The organism is Rubinisphaera margarita (assembly GCF_022267515.1).
Classification (GTDB): domain Bacteria; phylum Planctomycetota; class Planctomycetia; order Planctomycetales; family Planctomycetaceae; genus Rubinisphaera; species Rubinisphaera margarita.
Genome location: NZ_JAKFGB010000009.1, coordinates 324094 through 343578, shown reverse-complemented (window position 1 = coordinate 343578; position 19485 = coordinate 324094). Strand labels below are relative to the sequence as shown.

13 protein-coding genes are annotated in these 19485 nt (G+C 58.5%); 6 read left to right on the top strand and 7 right to left on the bottom strand.

Annotated features, from left to right (window positions below):
- The first annotated feature begins 67 nt into the window (after positions 1 to 67).
- Together L1A08_RS04725 and L1A08_RS04720 are read left to right on the top strand one after the other, a co-directional pair.
- Positions 68 to 1933, top strand: a complete 1866-nt coding sequence (locus L1A08_RS04725; RefSeq protein WP_238754775.1) for a polysaccharide biosynthesis protein — start codon at positions 68 to 70, stop codon at positions 1931 to 1933.
- 97 nt (positions 1934 to 2030) lie between these two features.
- Complete coding sequence (locus L1A08_RS04720; RefSeq protein WP_238754773.1) at positions 2031 to 3311, top strand: outer membrane protein assembly factor BamB family protein; 1281 nt, start codon at positions 2031 to 2033, stop codon at positions 3309 to 3311.
- A gap of 110 nt (positions 3312 to 3421) precedes the next feature.
- Here L1A08_RS04720 and folK read toward each other — a convergent pair whose 3' ends face one another.
- The 6 genes from folK to L1A08_RS04690 form a co-directional block, all read right to left on the bottom strand.
- Complete coding sequence (folK, locus tag L1A08_RS04715) at positions 3422 to 4141, bottom strand: 2-amino-4-hydroxy-6-hydroxymethyldihydropteridine diphosphokinase (RefSeq protein ID WP_238754764.1); 720 nt, start codon at positions 4139 to 4141, stop codon at positions 3422 to 3424.
- 24 nt (positions 4142 to 4165) lie between these two features.
- Positions 4166 to 4987, bottom strand: coding sequence for a hypothetical protein (locus tag L1A08_RS04710; protein WP_238754762.1), 822 nt, complete (start codon positions 4985 to 4987; stop codon positions 4166 to 4168).
- Between the two features lie 105 nt (positions 4988 to 5092).
- Entirely contained in the window at positions 5093 to 6271 is a 1179-nt protein-coding gene (gene metK, locus L1A08_RS04705) for a methionine adenosyltransferase (RefSeq protein ID WP_238754760.1), read from the bottom strand.
- Between the two features lie 265 nt (positions 6272 to 6536).
- Positions 6537 to 7856 carry a 3-deoxy-D-manno-octulosonic acid transferase gene (locus tag L1A08_RS04700; RefSeq protein ID WP_238754758.1) on the bottom strand — a complete coding sequence of 440 codons (1320 nt, stop codon included), beginning with the start codon at positions 7854 to 7856 and terminating at the stop codon, positions 6537 to 6539.
- Positions 7857 to 8059: 203 nt separating this feature from the next.
- Complete coding sequence (gene queF, locus L1A08_RS04695) at positions 8060 to 8434, bottom strand: preQ(1) synthase (RefSeq protein WP_238754756.1); 375 nt, start codon at positions 8432 to 8434, stop codon at positions 8060 to 8062.
- A gap of 189 nt (positions 8435 to 8623) precedes the next feature.
- The gene (locus tag L1A08_RS04690) at positions 8624 to 11416 is read right to left on the bottom strand and encodes a hypothetical protein (protein ID WP_238754753.1); all 2793 of its coding nucleotides are present in this window, start codon (positions 11414 to 11416) and stop codon (positions 8624 to 8626) included.
- 996 nt (positions 11417 to 12412) lie between these two features.
- Between L1A08_RS04690 and L1A08_RS04685 the strand changes: the two genes are divergently transcribed.
- Positions 12413 to 14077 (top strand): sigma-70 family RNA polymerase sigma factor, encoded by a 1665-nt coding sequence (locus L1A08_RS04685; protein WP_238754751.1) that lies wholly within the window; start codon positions 12413 to 12415, stop codon positions 14075 to 14077.
- Positions 14078 to 14154: 77 nt separating this feature from the next.
- On the opposite strand, the gene L1A08_RS04680 is transcribed toward L1A08_RS04685, so the two are convergent.
- Positions 14155 to 15099, bottom strand: coding sequence for an alpha/beta hydrolase (locus tag L1A08_RS04680; protein WP_238754749.1), 945 nt, complete (start codon positions 15097 to 15099; stop codon positions 14155 to 14157).
- Between the two features lie 173 nt (positions 15100 to 15272).
- On the opposite strand from L1A08_RS04680, the gene L1A08_RS04675 reads away from it, so the two are divergent.
- The 3 genes from L1A08_RS04675 to L1A08_RS04665 all read left to right on the top strand — a co-directional run bounded on the left by L1A08_RS04675 (position 15273) and on the right by L1A08_RS04665 (position 19318).
- The gene (locus L1A08_RS04675) at positions 15273 to 15488 is read left to right on the top strand and encodes a hypothetical protein (RefSeq protein ID WP_238754747.1); all 216 of its coding nucleotides are present in this window, start codon (positions 15273 to 15275) and stop codon (positions 15486 to 15488) included.
- Positions 15478 to 17364 carry a vWA domain-containing protein gene (locus L1A08_RS04670; protein ID WP_238754744.1) on the top strand — a complete coding sequence of 629 codons (1887 nt, stop codon included), beginning with the start codon at positions 15478 to 15480 and terminating at the stop codon, positions 17362 to 17364. The genes L1A08_RS04675 and L1A08_RS04670 overlap by 11 nt, the downstream gene beginning before the upstream one ends.
- Before the next feature lie 67 nt (positions 17365 to 17431).
- A complete protein-coding gene (locus L1A08_RS04665; protein ID WP_238754742.1) occupies positions 17432 to 19318 on the top strand; it encodes a vWA domain-containing protein in 1887 nt (628 codons plus the stop codon).
- Positions 19319 to 19485: the final 167 nt, after the last annotated feature.

Here is a 19485-nt window from a genome sequence, read left to right as displayed (position 1 = left end):
CGCACCGGAAAGATGTCGCATCTTTCCCATGGTCTCTTTCTTCCTGACGAAAACTGGAGCGTGACGTATGCGCCACAGACTGGCCATCATTCTCCCCGTTTATACGCTCTTATTGACAGCCTCGCTGTTTTTCGCGTTCTGCCTGCGATTCGACTTCGCGATGGGAGCTTCGGAATGGTCCTGGTTCCTCCGGACGGTTCCGCTGGTTGTCGTCGCCAAGCTGGGTCTCATCGGGCTGGCCGGAGAATGGAAGCGCTCTTACCGCCACGCCTCCGTGATGGACGGACTGGTGACCGCTGGCGTCTGCGGAGCTTCCGCAGCATTGCTGCTTACGGTCTATTACCTCGACGCCCCGCGAGCGATGGTTCTGCCCCGATCGGTCCTGCTCATCGATACGATGCTGAGCATGCTGTTTATCATGGGATTCCGTATCGGCTGCCGCCTGGCCTGGTCGAAGCGAAATGTCTCCGAACGTCAGCAGCCGACCGAAGCCGCTCTAATTTATGGTACCGATGAAACCGCTATCGGCATCTGGAAGATGCTCATGGCCAGCAATGGACACCTCGGTCGCTTCCGTGTCACCGGGTTCATTGATCCCGGCCCGGATCGTCAGCGATCCCTGATTGGCGGCCAGCCGGTCTATTCGCTCGATGAGTGCTGGAGTCCGCGAACGACTTCTCGTGTTCAACACATTCTCGTGCCGACGACCACGTCCGGTCGCGTCGTGCGAGATCTGCTGCATCGCTGCCAGGAAGCCGACATCGATGTGCATAAGATTCCGACCGTCGAAGAGATTGTCGAAGGTCGTTTCCGTCTGGCTGTTCGTGAACTCGATATCGACGACCTGCTGCGACGTCCGCCGACGAAGCTCGATCTGGACAGCATTGCCGACTCAATTACCGGAAAAAGCGTGCTCGTCACCGGCGGAGCGGGCAGTATCGGCAGCGAACTGTGCCGCCAGATCCTCGAATTCAAACCGGCCAAACTCGTCATCTACGATCATTCCGAGTTCGGCGTCTTTCAGATGGAACGCGAGTTCGCCCGGCAGGACTGCGGCGAAACCGAACTCCATTACGTCACCGCGACGATTCTCGATCCCGATGCCCTCAACGGGGTGTTCAGCACGCATCGTCCGGAACATGTTTTCCACGCAGCCGCCTACAAGCATGTCCCATTGATGCAAGACAATCCGTATGCGGCCATCCGAAACAACTTCATGGGTACCAAGGCGGTTGTCGATGCCGCACACAAGCACGGAGCAGAACGCTTCGTGTTGATCTCCACCGACAAAGCGGTTCGCCCGACATCGGTTATGGGAGCCACCAAGCTGCTGGCCGAGAAGTATCTGCAGGCGATGTCGCAGGGCTCCGCGACGACCTTCATTACCGTTCGCTTCGGCAACGTGCTGAACTCGGTCGGAAGTGTGGTGCCGATCTTCCGTCAGCAGATCGAACGGGGCGGCCCGGTCACGGTGACCCACAAAGACATGGTCCGGTACTTCATGACCATTCCCGAAGCCGTGCAGCTCGTGCTGCAGGCGGGAGCGGTTGGACAGTCGGGACAGGTTCTGATCCTCGACATGGGTGAACCGGTCAAGATTGTCGACCTGGCTCGCGATATGATCGCGCTCTCCGGCTTGAACTATCCAGACGACATCGAGATCGAATTTACCGGACTGCGTCCCGGTGAAAAGATGTACGAAGAACTGTTCTACGCGCACGAGCACGGAGCTCCGAAGATTCACGAGAAGATTATTCTCGGAGCCGGACACCCCCCTTCCATGATCCAGATCCACGCCGATCTGCAGCAGTTGCAGAAGACGTTGAACGGCTCTGCCGATCAGATCACCAGCTCACTCTGGAATGTGGTCCAGCGTTATGTGGCGATCGACGATGCGGAAGTGACCCCGGAAGAGATCCGCTCGGCTGCCTGACGGCTCGTCTTTTCTGGCATGGCCAGCAGGCACGTGCTACAGTGATTCCTCCAGAACCGCGGTGGTGCCGCGGTTCTTTCATTCGTGAGGAGCACACATGCAACGCCTGCTGCGGAACTCGATTTTCCTGCTCGTTCTCTCGGTCGGTCTTTCCGCTGTTGCCGCCGACAGCTGGCCGCAGTTTCGCGGCCCGGGGGGACAGGGACATGCGACCGAATCGTCGCTCCCGCTGAAGTTTGATGAAGAGACCAATCTCCGCTGGAAACAGGCAATTCGCGGCGAAGGCTGGTCGTCGGCTGTCGCTCGAGACGATCAACTCTGGTTGACCACTGCCGTTCTCGAAGACGAGCCGAAACCGCTGCTTCGTCTCTATGCCGTTGGGCTCGATCCTGAAACGGGTTCGATCCGGCACGAGATCGAGCTCTTTCAGGTCGAACAACCTGAAAAGATTCACGACGACAACAGCTACGCGTCCCCCACGCCGGTGATCGACGAGCACGGTGTCTATTGCCACTTCGGCACCTTCGGCACGGCGGCCATCGATTACCGGACCGGGAAGATCCTCTGGAAGAACGATTCCTTCGAGATTGATCACCAGGGAGGACCGGGCAGTTCTCCGGTGCCCTACGAGAATCTGTTGATCCTCACCTGCGACGGTGCCAATGTTCAGTTCGTCGTGGCACTCGACAAGCAGTCTGGGGAGGAAGTCTGGAAGACGACTCGGACCGCTCCGTTGCGGGACAACTCGATTACGCATCGTGCGTTTGCAACACCGCTGATCTGGAATCACGGCGGCCGCGACCTGCTTATCAGCCCGGGCCCCGACCAGGCGCACGCTTACGAGCCGGCGACTGGCAAAGAGTTGTGGCACGTGCGCTATGTCGGCTTCTCGAACGTGCCCGCTCCGGTCACCACAGACTCCCTGGTCTTCCTCTGCACCGGTTTCTTTGAAACCGAACTGCTGGCGGTCGAACCGGGCGGCTCCGGAAATGTCACTGAGTCTCACGTGAAATGGACCTACACGCGGAGCGTGAGCACGGTTCCTTCTCCGATCGTCGTCGACGACAAACTGTTCAGCATTAATGAAGCGGGGCTGGTCGCCTGTCTCGACTGCACCACCGGAAAGGTGCTGGGAAAACGACGACTGATCGGCAAGTACTCCGCCTCGCCCATCTACGCGAACGGGCGGCTCTACTTTTGCAGCGAAGAGGGCAAGATCTCCGTGCTCGCTCCGGACAGCGACATGGAACTGCTGCAGGTCAACCGACTCGACGGTCTGATCAAAGCCTCCCCTTCCGTAGTCGAGGATACACTCTATCTCCGGACGGCGACGCATCTGTATCGCATTGAAGACACCGCGGTTCGCAGCGGACCATAAGTGCTGCCCGGGCGGTCACGGACGATTCGACGAGGGATCGCATGGGCGCCTATCCCCTGCCATGCTGAGTTTGCTCCAGCAAATGCCTGCAGTCGAATTTTGGAAATGCTCTATGAATCCGCGTACGGCCTGGGCTCGTCGAGGGCGGCGTTCAGAACGTCTTTGAGATGTGCGTCGAACGATCCCGGCAGATCCTGTTCGTAGAGTTCTCCGAACTGCTGCCGGGAGCGGGACGTAAGCGGGCGGTCGATGAGGATCAGGGTCGCAGCGAGGTCTTCACCGGCGACTTCAATCACATCGTACTCAGCCAGCAGCGGATGAAGCTGTTGCTGGCGTGCATGGGAAAGCTGACCGAGGCTCACCGTAAGAGGACGGCGACGGAGCCGGTCTCGCAGCTGGGCGAACGTCTGATTCAGGACGGGATGGCGTAGACCCGCCGCCACATCACACAGGGGATCGAGGACAAAGCGGCGATACCAGCAGGCGGGGTGCGGAATTATCAGCCGTTCGGTTTCGAGGATCTCCGAGCCGAAGAAGATGAGATCAATATCGAGCGTTCTGGGTCCCCAGTGAATCTCACGCACCCGACCGGCTTCGTGCTCAATCCGCTGGCAGACATCGAGCAGAGCCTCGGCTGCGAGCGAGGTCTCGATGAGGATGGCGGAGTTCACGAACCGGCTGCCCGCGGCTGCGCCAACGGGTGAGGTTGTGTAATTCCGGCTGACGTTCAGGACACCAATCTCTGGATGTTCATCCAGCAGTCGGGATGCGGTCTGCAGCAGGGCGACGGTGTCGCCGAGATTTCCGCCGAGAGCGAGACCTGCTTTCACCACGACTGCACTTTCGGGAATTCGTCAGGCGGCGTTCTGTTCCTGAGTCGCAGCCAGGGCCTGAAAGCCGATGTCGAGACTGAGCGCTGCAGTGGACCGATCCGTGCGTCGAACATCGACTCGAAACCCATGCGGGTACACTTCGCCGATGGCGGCTTCGATTTCCAACGCTCCGATCGGCTCGCATTCAATTTCGGGAACCGAACCCAGAGAAGGTGTGAAAACGACGTGCCCGGAAACCTGCTTCTGCCCTGCGGCCAGTTCCAGCCGAAGCATGCCTTCGACGGTTTCCGAACCATCGGTCTGACGACTGCGGGACAGCCACTGCACGATTTCCCCGGAGTGGACCGCCGGCTCTTTTACTGAAGGAGAAGTGTCCACTGAAGTAGACTCCACTTCTTTGGGCGTCGCTTCAACAGCTGATGTTGTTTCAAGGCCGAGGAGATTCAAGCCGCGACTGGCGAGCACCACGGTGACTCCCGCCATCACGAAGGCGTGCAGAAACACAGACCAGAAACTGCGGAGAGGTGTCAGAGCCAGGCTGCTGAGCAGAATGCCACCCAGCGTGATAGTGGCGAGCAGCAGAACCTGAGACCGGGCTGAAGGCGTGAGCGGACGGGAACGCAGCAGATGCGTGGACGACATCAGACCGAGACCGGAAAGACCGAGAATCGAACCGGCAGCGCGAATGGCGTCGGTATCGGGAATGAAGCTGCCAAGAGCGCGGGCGGTCAGCAGCACGAAGCCGACGATGATCCACGTCAGTCCACAAGCCCAGCAGTACTGCAGATCCCGAGACTGTTCGGTCTCGCGAGCCCAGCGTTCACAGGTTTGACCCAGCGACATGGCGACACTCCTTCGCTCGCCGATTGCGGTTCCACCAGTTTGATCAGGTTCGGAAGATCGACTCGCGGAAACTGCATCCGTTCCGCGAGTCGTTTCCGGGTTCCATTAGCTGATGACGAATTCCGTCTGAGGCACGTCGCTGCTCAGGCCGCATGCCTGACGCAGAGCCGATGCCCGATCGATGGCTTCCCAGGTGAAGTCCGGATCGTTGCGGCCGAAGTGACCACCCCAGGCGGTCTTGCCGAAGATCGGACGACGCAGGTCGAGCGTTTCGATAATGCCCTTCGGAGTGAGCGGGAAGATCTCGCGGATCGCCCGTTCAATCTTGGACTCGTCGACTTCGTGGGTGCCGAACGTATCGATGTGCACGCTGACCGGCTCGGCCACGCCGATGGCGTAAGCGAGCTGGACTTCACATTCGCTGGCCAGACCGGCTGCGACCACGTTCTTGGCCACGTAACGGGCCATGTAAGCGGCAGAGCGGTCGACCTTTGTTGGATCTTTTCCACTGAAGGCACCACCCCCGTGACGGCCCCAGCCGCCGTAGGTGTCGACGATGATCTTCCGTCCGGTCAGACCACAGTCGCCGTGAGGACCACCGATGATGAACTGGCCAGTCGGGTTGATGTGGTACTTGGTCTGGTCGTTGAGGTACTCAGCCGGGATCACATCCTTGACGATCTGATCGACCGTGAACTCGGTGATTTCCTTCTGGGAAACCGAAGCAGCGTGCTGAGTCGAAACGACGACAGCGGAGATGCGAACCGGCTTGGAGCCGTTGAACTCAACGCTGACCTGGCTCTTGCTGTCCGGACGCAGCCAGTCGACTTCGCCCTTCTGACGAGCTTCGGTGAGGCGATTCAGAACGCGATGCGACAGAGCGATGGGGACCGGCATGTATTCTTCGGTCTGGTTGCAGGCATAGCCGAACATCAGACCCTGATCGCCGGCTCCGTCGCGGTCGACACCCATGGCGATGTCGGCCGACTGCGAGTGCAGCAGGACATCGACCTTGCAGCTATCGGCGTTGAAGCCGATGTCGTCGCTCGTGTAGCCGATGCCGCGAATGACGTCGCGGGCGACCTGCTCGTAATCGACCTTGGCATTGGCGGTGATTTCACCGGCCAGACAGACATAATCGGTCGTGCAAAGCGTCTCGCAGGCCACGCGGGCCCGGGCGTCCTGGGCCAGCAACGCGTCCAGGATTCCATCCGAAACCTGATCCGAAACCTTGTCCGGATGGCCCATGCTCACCGCTTCGCTGGTGAAAATATAACTCGACATTCTTCTCCCTCACCACTGTGTTTGCGCAAACTCTAAGCCGCGCATTCTAAGCAAGTTACAAACGTTCCGGAAGCGAAGCAGAGCCGGTTTTCACGTATTCCACAGCGATCTGCCGGCGGGATCCCGGCGGCGTTCGCTTCCGCGAGAAGCCTCCAACCGGCGTGCTTTTCCTCCGCATCCTCTCGCACCCCGGCCTGCGCTCGCAGGGAGACGAGGGAGATCTGATCATGTCCAGCGGCAAATCCGTAGAGAGACGCAATCCTGATCACGCCGCGGGACGAATCGTCTCCGGCTGCGTGAGGTGCAGCGTTTTTTCGATCTCGTTGAGGGTCAGCGTGGTTGCACCCTGCTTGCTGAGCACGTAATTCTGGGCGGCTCGACCCAGTCGCTGGGCGGACTGTGGAGACCGCAGCAGTTCGCCGATCTGGGTGATCAGTTCGTGCTGATTGCTGACGATCCGGCAGGCCCGAGCCTGTTTCAGATCCTCGACCACGTCGGCAAAATTCCAGGTATTCGGGCCAAAAAGCAGGGCGGCTCCGTAGCCGGCCGGCTCCATCATGTTCTGTCCGCCCCGCTGGTTCAGACTGCCACCCACGAAGGCAATATCGGCCAGTCCCCAGCAGGCGGAAAGTTCGCCGAGTGTATCGAGCAAATACACCGGCGGGATCTGTTTCATCGATTTGCGTGGTTTCTCGCCGAGTTTGGACCGGCGGACGGCGTGGAACCCGGCCCGCTGAATCAGCTCGGCGACTTCCTCGAACCGCTCCTGATGCCGGGGGGCGATCAACAGCTGTAACTGTGGAAACTGCTGCCGCAGCGAGATCCAGGTGGAGAGAATGATCTTCTCTTCCGGTTCGCCTGTGCTGCCAGCCATGAGAATCGGAGCGTCGGGCTTGATGCCGAAGTTTTCCCGCAGCTGACGGGTGGCCGGACTGTTCCGGTCGGTCGACAGCCGATCGAACTTGATCGACCCGGCAACATGCAGTCGATTCTTCGGGACGCCGAGCTTATGGAAACGTTCGCCGTATTCTTCGTTCTGAGCGGTGACCACAGCGAGCCGCCGCATGAGTGAGGCAACAAGCGGGCGAATGCGACGGTACCCTCGATAGCTCTTCTCACCGAGCCGCCCGTTGATCAGCAGCAGAGGAATCCCGGCACGATCCACTTCCAGAATCAGGTTCGGCCAGAGCTCCAGTTCGACCAGCACCACGCAGCTCGGTTTGAGTCGTTTAAGCGTATTCCGCACGGCCCAGCTGAAATCGAGTGGGCAGTAGAACAGGTGCGCGTCGGGATAAGTTTTCTTCGCGACCTGCATGCCGGTTTGCGTGGTCGTGCTGATGGCGATGTCCCAGTCGGGGAAGCGTTCCCGCCAGCCTTTCACAATCGACTCGAGCTGCAGCACTTCGCCGACACTCACAGCGTGCAGCCAGACACAGGGGGCTTCGCTGTTACGGGGTTCGATGCGGCCCCAGAGTTTTTCTGACCAGCCTTCGCGATAACGGCCGGTGGTCCATCTGCGATAAAGCAGCATCGGAGAGACTGCGGTAACGAGCAGAACATAGACGCAATTGAGCAAATATCGCACGAGAGAGCTTCCATTCACTCCAGTGGACTCAGGCGACCAGCGATCGCCCGCGAAATCAAGTTTCGACCCGCTCCGCGAGTCTTCCGGCTCAGTAGGCTGGAATCGCGGTGTCTCTGTGGTTTTCCAATTTGCAGGATGAACCAGAGGCGGTTCACAGGTCACGCGGATCATATCCGCATCGCAATTCTGCTGCGACAGCGATTTTAGTCGTCGTCGCCCCAGCTGTCGTCCGGGTACACGACCACGACATTGGTTCGGATTCCGCCGCGGGCCGTGAACTCGGCTCGCAGTTCCATGGATCGGGGCTGCGTCGCGGCGACCAGGTCGTCGAGGATCTGGTTGGTCACCTGCTCGTAGAAGGCTCCGTGATTCCGGTACTGCTGCAGGTACATCTTCAGCGACTTCAGCTCGAAGCAGAGTCGATCGGGAATGTAGGTGATATACAGGGTGCCGAAGTCGGGCTGACCGGTTTTCGGGCAGACCGAGGTGAATTCCGGGCAGACGGTTTCGATCACGTAGTCCCGCTCGGGGTACGGATTGTCGAAGGTTTCAAGCAGATCGGACGTAGGTTCAGGCATGGGCCGTTCAATCAGGAAGAGGCGAAAGCGGGACGAAGTCGTTGCCGTCTATGATTCGACGCGGCAGGCGATTCGTCAACAATCGGCGTGAGCACGAGCATCGCAACGGGGTCGCACTGGCTTTGCAGTACGAGTGGGATTGTGACCGGGTGGCACGGACTAACCAGTGCCACCCGGGTGAACCCCGTCTTATTCGCCGTAGACTATCACCTGCTCCTGATGTTTCAAGGGAGCCGAAATCTGGTCGGCCATCACCTCGAACTCGACACGACCGTCGCCGGCCGCCCTGGCGTTGAAGACGACATCAAACTCCGCTTCGCCGTTCGGCTTCAGGCTCTCCATCGCTTCAAATTCGATGACGTCGCCCTTCTGAACGCCGGTCACCGGGCCGTTGGCGGAGATGTACTCCAGCTGCGGCGGCACGTGACAGCGAACAATCACCTGAGAGGCTTCAGCCGATCCCTGGTTGGTCACCTTGAAACGGAGTGAAACCCGCTCACCCTGAGCAGCAGGCCCCCGATTGTCCGGGCTGCGGACCGCCAGAGACGGGAAGCCTTCGACTTTCACAGCCGTGCTGACTTCGGCTCGATGCCCGCGGGCATCTTCGACGGTCGCCAGGATGCTGTGAGTGCCGACATTGGCCGGGAGCAGTTTCGTGGAAACCACCTGCTCTTCATTAGGCTGCAGCTGGGGCAGAACCCAGGTGACCAGTTTCATCTGGTCGTTGTACATCCCTTTGTCGCTGGACGACTGGAATTTGAAACCGGCCGGTAGCTGGGCCACCACGGTGACCTGTTCCAGGACGCGGCTCGAATTGTTGCGAACGGTCGTCTGGTACTCGGCAACATGGCCAACGAAGCGACGCGTCGGACCGCGATGGCTGATGCTCATCACCGATTCGATGACCCGAACCGTGGCTCTGGCTTCAGCCGAGACACCACTGGAAGACTTCACGGTGGCGACGTTCTCAAAATCACCGACGCCGCGACCGATCATGGTCAGAGTGACTTCCTTCTCGTCGCCCCCTTTGAGCATGCCGACTTCATATTCGAGGTCGGAACCCGCCGGATGCTCCAGGCCTTCTGGAATCAAGTTGCGGAGGATGACGTCGTGAGCGTCGCCCTGTCCGGTGTTTTTGATCACGAAGTGAACCTGAGCGGTCTCATCGAGGGCAATTTCCGGCGTCGCGGTCAGGTCGATTTCGAGTTTCGGAGCTGTCACCATTGTCTGTGCGGAAACCGACGACTTGTAGGCGACCGTGGAAACCGATCCGATCTTACCGGGCTCGATTGGAACAACGCGGACAAGGATCTTCTTCCGCTCGGACGGTTTGAGTTCTTCAAATCGCCAGATGAGCGTCTTTTCAACGAGCTCGGCTCGTGGAATTGTTCCGGTCAGCTTGGTCCCAGCCGGGAACTTGTCCTCGACAACGACGTCGGTCACCCCGACTTCGCCGGTGTTCTCAATTTCAATCGAGTAGATCAGCGGTTGACCGAGGACAGCATTATCTGGAGCGGTCTTGAACAACTCCACCTTGGGCTGCAGGACTCGTTCGGGAACATTCTGGTCGAGACGGGCGCCGCCCATGAGAACTTCATCGTTGGGCTTGGACTGCCGGAACTCCGTATCACTGGCCATATTGGCCGGAGCCGGGGCCTTATTCATTTCGACGGGAGCCGGAACCGGCTTGTTCATCGGAACCGGAGCGGGCTTTTCCGCAGGGGTGTCCGCAGTCGGGAAACCGGCACCTGGCTGTGGGCTCGGTGCGGGAGAAACATCAAATGGAGACGGCTGCTTCTGAGGCTCAGCCCGCATTTCCACTGCGGGGGTGGCCGGTTCCGGAGCAGGATTCATCTCTTCGGGCGGAGTCAGTTCGAACTTCGGCGCCGGCTTGGTTTCAGGAGCTTTTTCAGTCGGGATTTCCGGAGCCGGAGCGGGTTTCATCTCCGGAGCGGCATCGAACGGCGATGGGCCTGGGGTCGGTTCGTCCTGGGGATCGAACGTCGGAAATCCGGACGGACGTTCGGGCGTCGGAACAGGCTCGGTTTTCGGTTCCGGTTCTGGCGCAGGTTCCGGCTTCATATCGGCTTCTGGTTCCGCCGGAGTCTGAGGACTGTCCGGGGGCGTCAAAGCAAACGGAGACGGAGACGAGTCGGTTTCAGGCTTTGTGCTCGGCATTTCCTGATTGAACTGCGGCACGAGGCGATAAGGATCATCGGCTCCGGCGGCACTGGTTTCGGTCGCAGGCTCGCTGGGGAAGAACGACGCCGGTGGAGCAGAATCAGCTTTCGGCGCGCTGGCAGCCGGTTTTGTCGGGAACGACTTGTTCGCGGCAGCATCAGAATCAGCGACGCGGGCGGGAGTGATTTCCGGCATCGAATCACCCGGCGAAATCGAGGGAGCGGATTCCTGAGTCGAATCGGCACCCGGGAACTGAGCGCCCGGAGTAATCTTCGGCATCTGCTCGGCTTGCGGAAATGCGAACGGTGAAGCCGATTTTGCAGGAGCAGGCTCGTTCACGGCGAACGGATCTTTCTGTTCACCCGCAGGCGGCAGCGGCGCGGGAGCATCGCTGGCGGCGACCGGAACAGTGACCGGTTCGGAGTCTGCAACCGGCTCGTTCTGCGAATCGATTGGCTTGGCGTTTTCCGCGTCGAACGGCAGGAACGGGGGCGGTGTGTCGCCATTCCTGCTGTTTTTCGAGGAGTTAAACTGGGCTACCGGTTTGGCATTGGTCCGTCCGGCCAGCTGAATCAGTTCCTGGGCGGCTGAGCTACCGCCGCCGGGTCCTGCGAGAGTGACCCGCATCTCAGGAGTTGACTTTGAGGTTTCCTCAACAGCCGTGGCGACAGCATTGATCAACTGCCCCGGCTCGCTCTGTTCCAGCTCGCCGCGAACCTCATTGGCGGTTTGAACGATCTGGCTCTGCCAGGCATCGGCTTTGGTCTCGGCCTCCGCGACGCGTTCATCGACCTGCTGCATGGTCTGCTGAACGGTATTGTTCAGATTCCTTCCAGCCTGAGTGACTTCCTCTCGCACCTGATCGGCGGGAGCGCGAAACGCGGAAAAGGGATCCTGGTCGGTCGATTGTGACGGATTTGCTGAAAATCCAGCAAATGGATCCGTTGCCGGGGGCGTAGTGTTGTTCTGCGGGGTTGGTTCCGACTGGGCCTGAAGGGGGGCGTCTGTGCGTCGAAAGGGAGCCGCCTCCGTGGTTCCGGACATTTCTGACGGAGGAGCAGAACCAAACGGATCAGGGCTCGGCTCGCCGAGCTCTGCGACCGCAAAGTCTTCTGCCGTAAGGAGTCCCGACTCTTCGACCGTCGGATCCGAAGATGAATCGACCTCGCTGGATGGGGTCGAATTGGACGCTGTCTGGTCCAAATGTTGCTGAACTTGCATCAGGCCAAAGAAACCAATGGTCAAACTGGTGGCCAGTGCTGTCAGCTTCCAGGCTGCACCCTGCATGGGATTCCCTTCCCGAGTGATAGCAAAAACTTACGATAATTTCCGGCGTCCCTGTCTTCCTGGCAGAACACCGAAGCGATTGGCTGAGAGGAGGCAGAAATATCAGGTTTGGCAATTTTTGCAAAGCCCAATTTCCTCTTGAACGTGTTTTTTACCGCATGGCCGTCACTTGACTGAACCGTGTGGCAGAATTGCCGTTGGGGATTGACTCGGATGTTCAGAACCTGCAGGCAGGTTTCAATGAGTCCCAGCCCGACAAACTGGATTCACTCGATAAGCTGTTGAAACAAAAGGACTTACACATCCCGGTAGGGCCGCCGGATTGACTGACTCGAAGATAATTCTCTAAAAAATGGTTCGTATGCGAACTTTTTTCAACCAGGTGTCGTCTTAATTGCGTATTAAGGGCAAGTGGATGAAAAGTGGAATTTCAGTTGAAGCCGGGCAAGACGTCCGGAGTTCTCTCAAGAGCAACTGTCACGAAGACGGTATCTCTCATGGGGAATAGCAATGGCCAATTATGCAAATCCTGCCATCAGGCAGCTCAAAGATCAGCAGGTTCGATATGCGCCGAAGAAGGTTCGGCTGGAGCAGATCCAGCGGACCGAAAAGCTGTTGGCGCAATTGGACCCTGAACAACAATACGAATATCCCGAACTGCACGAGCAGATTACGGATCATGCGTCCAGTCAGTACCCCGATCTCCGGATCGACGGGAAAGACGCCGTGCATGACCTCTGCCGGTTCGTGGAAGATCTCTCCGAGAGCGTCGATCAGGCGGTTGAAGAACTGCCGGAACCGACTCTCACCGTGGACGATCTGAGCGAGCGGTTTCACGTTTCGACGAAAACCGTTGATCGCTGGCGTCAGCGTGGACTCGTCGGCCGAAAGGTCAAAGTCGGCTCGCGGAAGCGGGTGGTCTTTCTGAAGTCCAACGTTGATCGCTTCGTGAAGCAAAACGCAGTCGAAATTCGACGGAGTTCACGCTTCTCGCAGCTGACCGCTCAGGAACGTCTCGAAATCATTCGTCGGGCCCGCAAGCTCGCCGATCATGGGGCCTGTCTGTCGGAGATCAGCAATCGGCTGGCTCGCAAGATGGGGCGCTCGGTCGAGACGATCCGGTACACCTTGAAGAACCATGACCGGGACTATCCGAACTCGGCCATTTTCCCGCACGCTCGTGGTCCGATGACCGACGAGACCAAGCGGGAGATCTGGTACAAGCATCAGCGGGGAACCCCGATCGAAGAACTGGCTCGTCAATACTGCCGAACTCGTTCCAGCGTGCACCGTATTATTAACGAGGTGCGAGCTGCTCGGATCTTCGACGTTTCGCTGGACTTCATCGATAGCGAAGAGTTCCATGTGAGAAGCGCTGACAAAGCGATTCTGGGACCTCCGCCGGAAGTCGAGAAATCGGAATCGCGTCAGAAGGTGCCGCCGGGACTGCCAGCTTACCTGGCCAGTCTGTACGAACTGCCGCTGTTGACGCGTGAAGAAGAAGCCTACTACTTCCGGAAGATGAACTATCTGAAGTTCAAAGCCGGTAAGGTGCGTGACAAGATCGATCCGGCCAAGCCTGCCGCTCGCCTGATGAAGGAAGCGGAAGAGCTGATCCGGGAATCGGTTTCGGTCAAGAACTTCCTGATCCGCAGTAACCTGCGGCTGGTCGTGTCGATCGCCAAACGGCACTTCAAGCCGAATACGAACTTCTTTGAAATGGTCTCGGACGGCAACATGTCGTTGATCCGTGCCATCGAGAAGTTTGACTACTCGCAGGGGAACAAGTTCTCGACATACGCCACCTGGGCGATCATGAAGAACTACGCCCGCTCGATTCCGACCGAGATGAAACAGCTCGATCGCTATCGAACCGGACACGACGAACTGTTCTCACAGTCGACAGACGCGCGGGATAACCCGTTCCAGCAGGAACTCACGCAGAAGCATCAGCACTCTGCCATTATGAGCATCCTCGATCAACTCGATCGTCGAGAACGGGACATTATTCTGCACCGCTTCGGTTTGAACCCGGGGACGGAGTCGGAAACCCTGGAACAGGTCGGTAACCGGTTCGGCGTCACCAAGGAACGGATTCGTCAGATCGAATCCCGAGCCCTCTCGAAGCTGAAGAAGATCGCTGTCGAAGAGAAGCTCGAAATTCCCGGTATTTGATCAAACCGAACTTTCGATAGAAAAAGAAGCCCGCGTTTCCTCGGAGACGCGGGCTTCTTGCGTTTCCCCAGACCCATTCAGCAGCCGGCCAGATTGATCGGCGACAGTGATGGTGAGTGCAGTCGATTCTGTACGCCGACGGCCTGCTCGGCGAACTGGAGAATGGCCGTCCGAACGGTGTCTGCCCCCGGTTCATTCAGCACTTCATGGTACCAGCCGGGAAGCGAATGGAACTGGATTAACGGCAGGCGATTCCCGGAAACGGGTCCTTCGATCGTGCCGCGTGCCTGAACCTGCTCGACCCAGGCACGCGTCGCGAGCGGATCGACCACATGATCGGCTCCGCCCTGCAGAACCAGCGTCGGAACCCGAACCGAATCGGCTTCCGCGAAGGCATGTTTCAGAGCGCGATCGACTTCGCAGTACCAGCGGGCGGTCACCGTACTGCGGATCAGCGGATCCTCGACTTTGCGCCGCAGGATCGCCGGATCGTGACACAGCAGGCTGTTATCGATCGTGCTGCGAAAGCGGGTTCGCGGCAAATACTTCGACAGCGTCCCGGACACCGCCTTTTTCCAGTTCTCAATCGGATGCTTGATCGCCAGCAGCGGTGAGGTGAGGATCATTCCCGAACAGAGATTGATTCCCTTCTCCCGCCAGAACGACTGGACGGTGCGGAGAGTAATCAATCCTCCCATGCTGGCACCGAGAAGGACGGTCCGATCGGGCGGCAGCTGTTGATCTTCGCAAACCGCTCGGAGATCGTCCGTGTATTCGTCAAAGCGATCGACGTGCACATAGTTGCCCGTTGAGTTGCCGTGGCCTCGGAGATCGACCGCGATGGTCGTCCAGCCGGCAGCCGCGGCTTGTTCTCTCAGCTGAACATAACGGCCGCCGTGTTCGCAGGCGCCATGCGTGATGACCAGATATCTCGGCAGGACCGGCGTCGATTCCGGCTCCCACCTTCGACCGTGCAGAACAATTCCGTTCTGCCGATTCAATTGGAAGATAAACTTGGACACTGGCGCACCGCTGTGGGTGATCGTGCTGACTTGGATCACAAAATCTCTCCACTGGAGGTCGATTTTAGTTGATATCGGGTCAGCTGAGGGGCTCTGACCGCACTATTCCTCGAAAAACAGGCCGCAGGGGCCGGATTTCTGCGAAGGGTCGTGCTGGTGAGGAGGTGAATACAATGGTCCGATTCCGCAACTCGCGGGTGAATCAGACCTTTTCGATCGCTCTGCAAGTCGTCGCGGGACAGGGAATTGGGCGAGATCTGCTTGAGATCCCCCATTTTTCCGGGTATCGTGAACAGGCGGCTCCGAGCAGCCGCAGGCGTGGAGAGAGGATTCTCCCGGTTTATTTCCACTATCAGGAACTGCGTGGAGTTTGCATTCATGTTGAATAAATCTCCCCAATCGTTTATCGACCGGGCCAAGGATGCGCCCGCCTGGGCGATCAGTCTGGCTGTTCACGTCGTCATCATGATGCTCATGGCGAGCATCACATACGTCGCACAGAATCCAGATCGGAATCTGCTGCTGAGCAGTGCAATTGACGAGCCACTCGACGAAAAATACATCTTCGACGTGACTGTGGCCGATCAGCTCGGCACTGAAGCCAATTTCGATACGCTCTCTGCTTCACTGGCAGCCACGCAGGATCCTCAGCAGGCTGAACAGGATCCCGTTCAGGAAAAGCTGGAAGAAGAGCTGCTCGAAGTCGAAATGCCAAACACCGACCTGGTCAGCCGTCCCAGTGACGCCGAACTGGTTGAAGCAGTCGAAGTCGCCGGTCAAACGGAGCACACCGGTGGCGTTGAAGGAGCGATGGACCGGCTGACGCTCGAGATCGCCACCTCTCTCAACGACAAGCCGACGCTCGCGATCTGGCTGTTCGATGCCTCCGGTTCTCTTGAAGAACGCCGTGAAGCGATCGCCAAGCGATTTGAAATCGTTTACAAGCAGCTCGGCATGCTCGATGCCGCCAAGAAGGACAAGATCCCTCTCGAAACGGCTGTCGTCAGCTATGGGGAAACAACCAAGTTCATCACTGAGAAGCCGGTGACCGATGTCTCCGAGCTCATCAAGGCGATCCGCGAGATCGAGTCGGATACGAGCGGCAAAGAGTTCGTGTTTGATGCCGTAAGCAAGGTGTCCAATCGCTGGCAGAGTTATAAGACTAAGCTGCGTCGCAACGTCATGCTGATCATCGTCACTGATGAAAAGGGAGACGACGTCGAGTTGCTCGAAAAGACGATCAACTTCAACAAGCGACTCGGCATGCCCGTCTACTGTGTCGGCAATGCCGCCGTCTTTGGCCGCGACCAGGCTTACGTAACCACCACGTGGGAAGAGAATGGCCAGACTTTTACGATGGATATCCCGACCGACCAGGGTCCGGAAACGATCTATCCGGAGCGGCTCAACCTGCCATTCTGGGGCGGCAATCAGCGGCAGTACGACCAGATGTCGGCCAGCTTCGGTCCCTATGCATTGACTCGACTTTGTGCCGAAACGGGCGGGCTGTATCTGGTCTCGGCTGACGTGCAGGACGCCACGAGTTTCGATCCGGCCATCATGCGAAGCTACTCGCCGGACTATCGTCCGATTCGGCTGGTTGACCTCGAACTCAGGCAGAATAAGGCCAAAGCCGCCCTGCTGATGGCTGCGCAGCAGTCGCGCGTCAATTCGATTCCGATTCCGACCCTGCAGTTCCGGGCCGATACCGACAACATTCTTCGGCAGCAGGTCTCGGAAGCCCAGAAACCGCTGGCCGTGCTCGACTATCAGCTGCAGCAGTTGATGGGCATTCTTGAAAGCGGCATCAAAGATCGCGACAAGCTCAACGAACCCCGCTGGCGGGCCGGCTTTGACCTGGCCGTGGGACGCGTGCTGGCCATGCGGGCCCGGGCTCTCGGGTATAATGAAATGTGTGCCGAAATGAAGTCGTCCCCGAAGAAGTTTGAAGACGACAAGAACAACCACTGGCGGCTCGTTCCTTCCGAAGAGATCTCTTCCGGCTCGACGGTGAAAAAGCTCGCCGAACAGGCCGACGAATACCTCACCCGCGTGATTACCGAGCATCCCGGCACGCCTTGGGAAATGCTGGCACGACGCGAGAAAGAACAGGCCCTGGGATGGGAGTGGCACGAGTTCTTCCGCGATGTCCCGAGCATGAACGGGGCCGATCCCAACGATCCGATGCTGCTTCTGGCTGAAGAAGAAAAGAAGAAGCAGATGATGAAGCAGCCGCCCAAGCCGAAGAACATCCCCAAGCTGTAGGGCTGCGGCATCCACATTTATGCCCCTCCGAATTTATCTCACACCGTTATCAGCGACGAGCAGGATTATGTCAAAAAAATCGAGCGAATACACCGCCCTCTCGATGTCGGTCGGGGTCCATGTGGTGATCCTGTTGGCGATGGCGTTAATCAAGTTCACATTGCTCGATGACGGCAGTGAAGTGGCGGTCGAAACCGTCTTCACGGATGAACGGACTCAGCAGGAGTTTACTCAGGAACTCGACCTCAACACCGAAGTCTCTGAGAGCCTGTCGGTCGTTTCCGGAGCCGCGATTTCAACGGCTTCTGGGGGCTCCTCGGCTCCTGCCGTCAGCCAGACGAAAATCGAAACTTCCGAATCGCTCAAGGAGCCCGAGATTCAGGTCAACGTTGCTCAGGTCTCGATGCCGGGCGCGAACATGCTCGGGGAAGACCTTGGGGAATCGGAGATCAAGGGAGAAACGGGCGCTGTGGTGGAAGGGTACGGAGCGGCCATGAGTCGTCTGACCCAGGAAATCGTCCGCCTGATGCGGAACGACAAAGTGCATGTCGTCTGGCTGTTCGATGAGTCGGAAAGTATGAAAGACGACCAGGCCGAGATTCGCGATCAGTTCCACAAAGTCTACGAAGAACTTCAGATTGCCCAGGAGCAGGATGACAACCTGAAATCCAGGAAGGATTCCGACGCGACACTGCTGACGACCATCCTCAGCTATGGTGCGGGAATTAACACGCATACCGCGAAGCCAACGACCGACATCCCGGAAATCAAGAAAGCCATCGACCAGATTCCCATCGATACGACCGGGGAAGAAAACCTCTTCCAGTCGATCATGGCGGTCTGCGACAAGTACGGCCCGCTGGCTCAACGGGGCCATCGGAAGCTGGCGATTGTTGTTCTGTCCGACGAAGGGGGCGACGACGGTCAGGCCGTTGAAGAAGCCATCGAGCGCTGCAGGCGATTCAAGGCTCCCGTTTACCTGATGGGTCGCGAAGCGATCTTTGGTTATCCGTATGCCCGCATGGAATGGACCGATCCCAAGTTCGGCCTGAAGTTCTGGATCGACGTGCGCCGCGGGCCGGAAACCGCCTTCCCGGAAGCTCTACAGTACGATGGCCTGCATCGTCGCTGGGACTCCTTCTCCAGCGGCTTCGGCTGCTACGAACAGGTTCGTCTCTGCCGCGAATCGGGTGGGATTTACTTCATGCTGCCCGGTGATGAAGAGAACCTGGCCGGTCGAGCCCGCCACCTCGAACGCAAGTTCGAGTTCCTGGCCATGAAGGAGTATCAACCGCTCCTGCTGGCCCGCCGTGAGTACGAACAGGAACGAGGCCAGAGCAAGTTCCGTCAGGAAATCTGGAACGTGATCTCCGTGCTGAATCCTTATCAGGACGACAAACTCAACATCAAAGAGCACTGGTATGCGTTCACTCCGGAAGAGTTTCGGCCGGAGGGATTGGAGAACGCCAGCCGGGCGTTGCGAGCCTTCGGCATTCTGAACGAAGCCGTCCGTCGACTCGAAGCGATCGCACCGCTGCGAGCGAAAGAAGACTCCCAGCGATGGCGAGCCGCTTACGATCTGGCATACGCTCAGTGCCTGTCATTCCGCGTTCGACTGTTCCAGTACATGCTGGCGGTCGATTCGCACCTGAAGCAGATGCCCGAGCCCAAGAAACCGAATGCCAACCGCTGGAACGTCAACCGAACCAAGAAAATGCGCGAGCCGGATGAAGAGCAGATTCGCCGGACCAAGGTCGATATGGATGAGCTCAACAAGCAACTCGACAAGGCCAAGGAGCAATACGAATTCGTGAAGCAACAGCATCCGGGTACGCCGTGGGCTCAGCGAGCTCAATGGGAACTCAACAGCGGCTTCGGCTTCTACTTTGTCGACGTCTTCCGCGATCCCCGCTACGACACCATGCGGGACCAGATCAAGGTGCCCAACCTGTAAAAGGGAGCACGGTCTTTCTCTCGAAAAAAGCACTGCCGGAAAACTGGCAGTGCTTTTTGTGCGCGCATCACAACGGCCGAGGACTGAACCGCTCCGAGCATCGACGCAGAAACTGAACGAAGAGAACGGGCAGCGATCCGGCTTCAGAGGACGTCACGCTGCGGCAC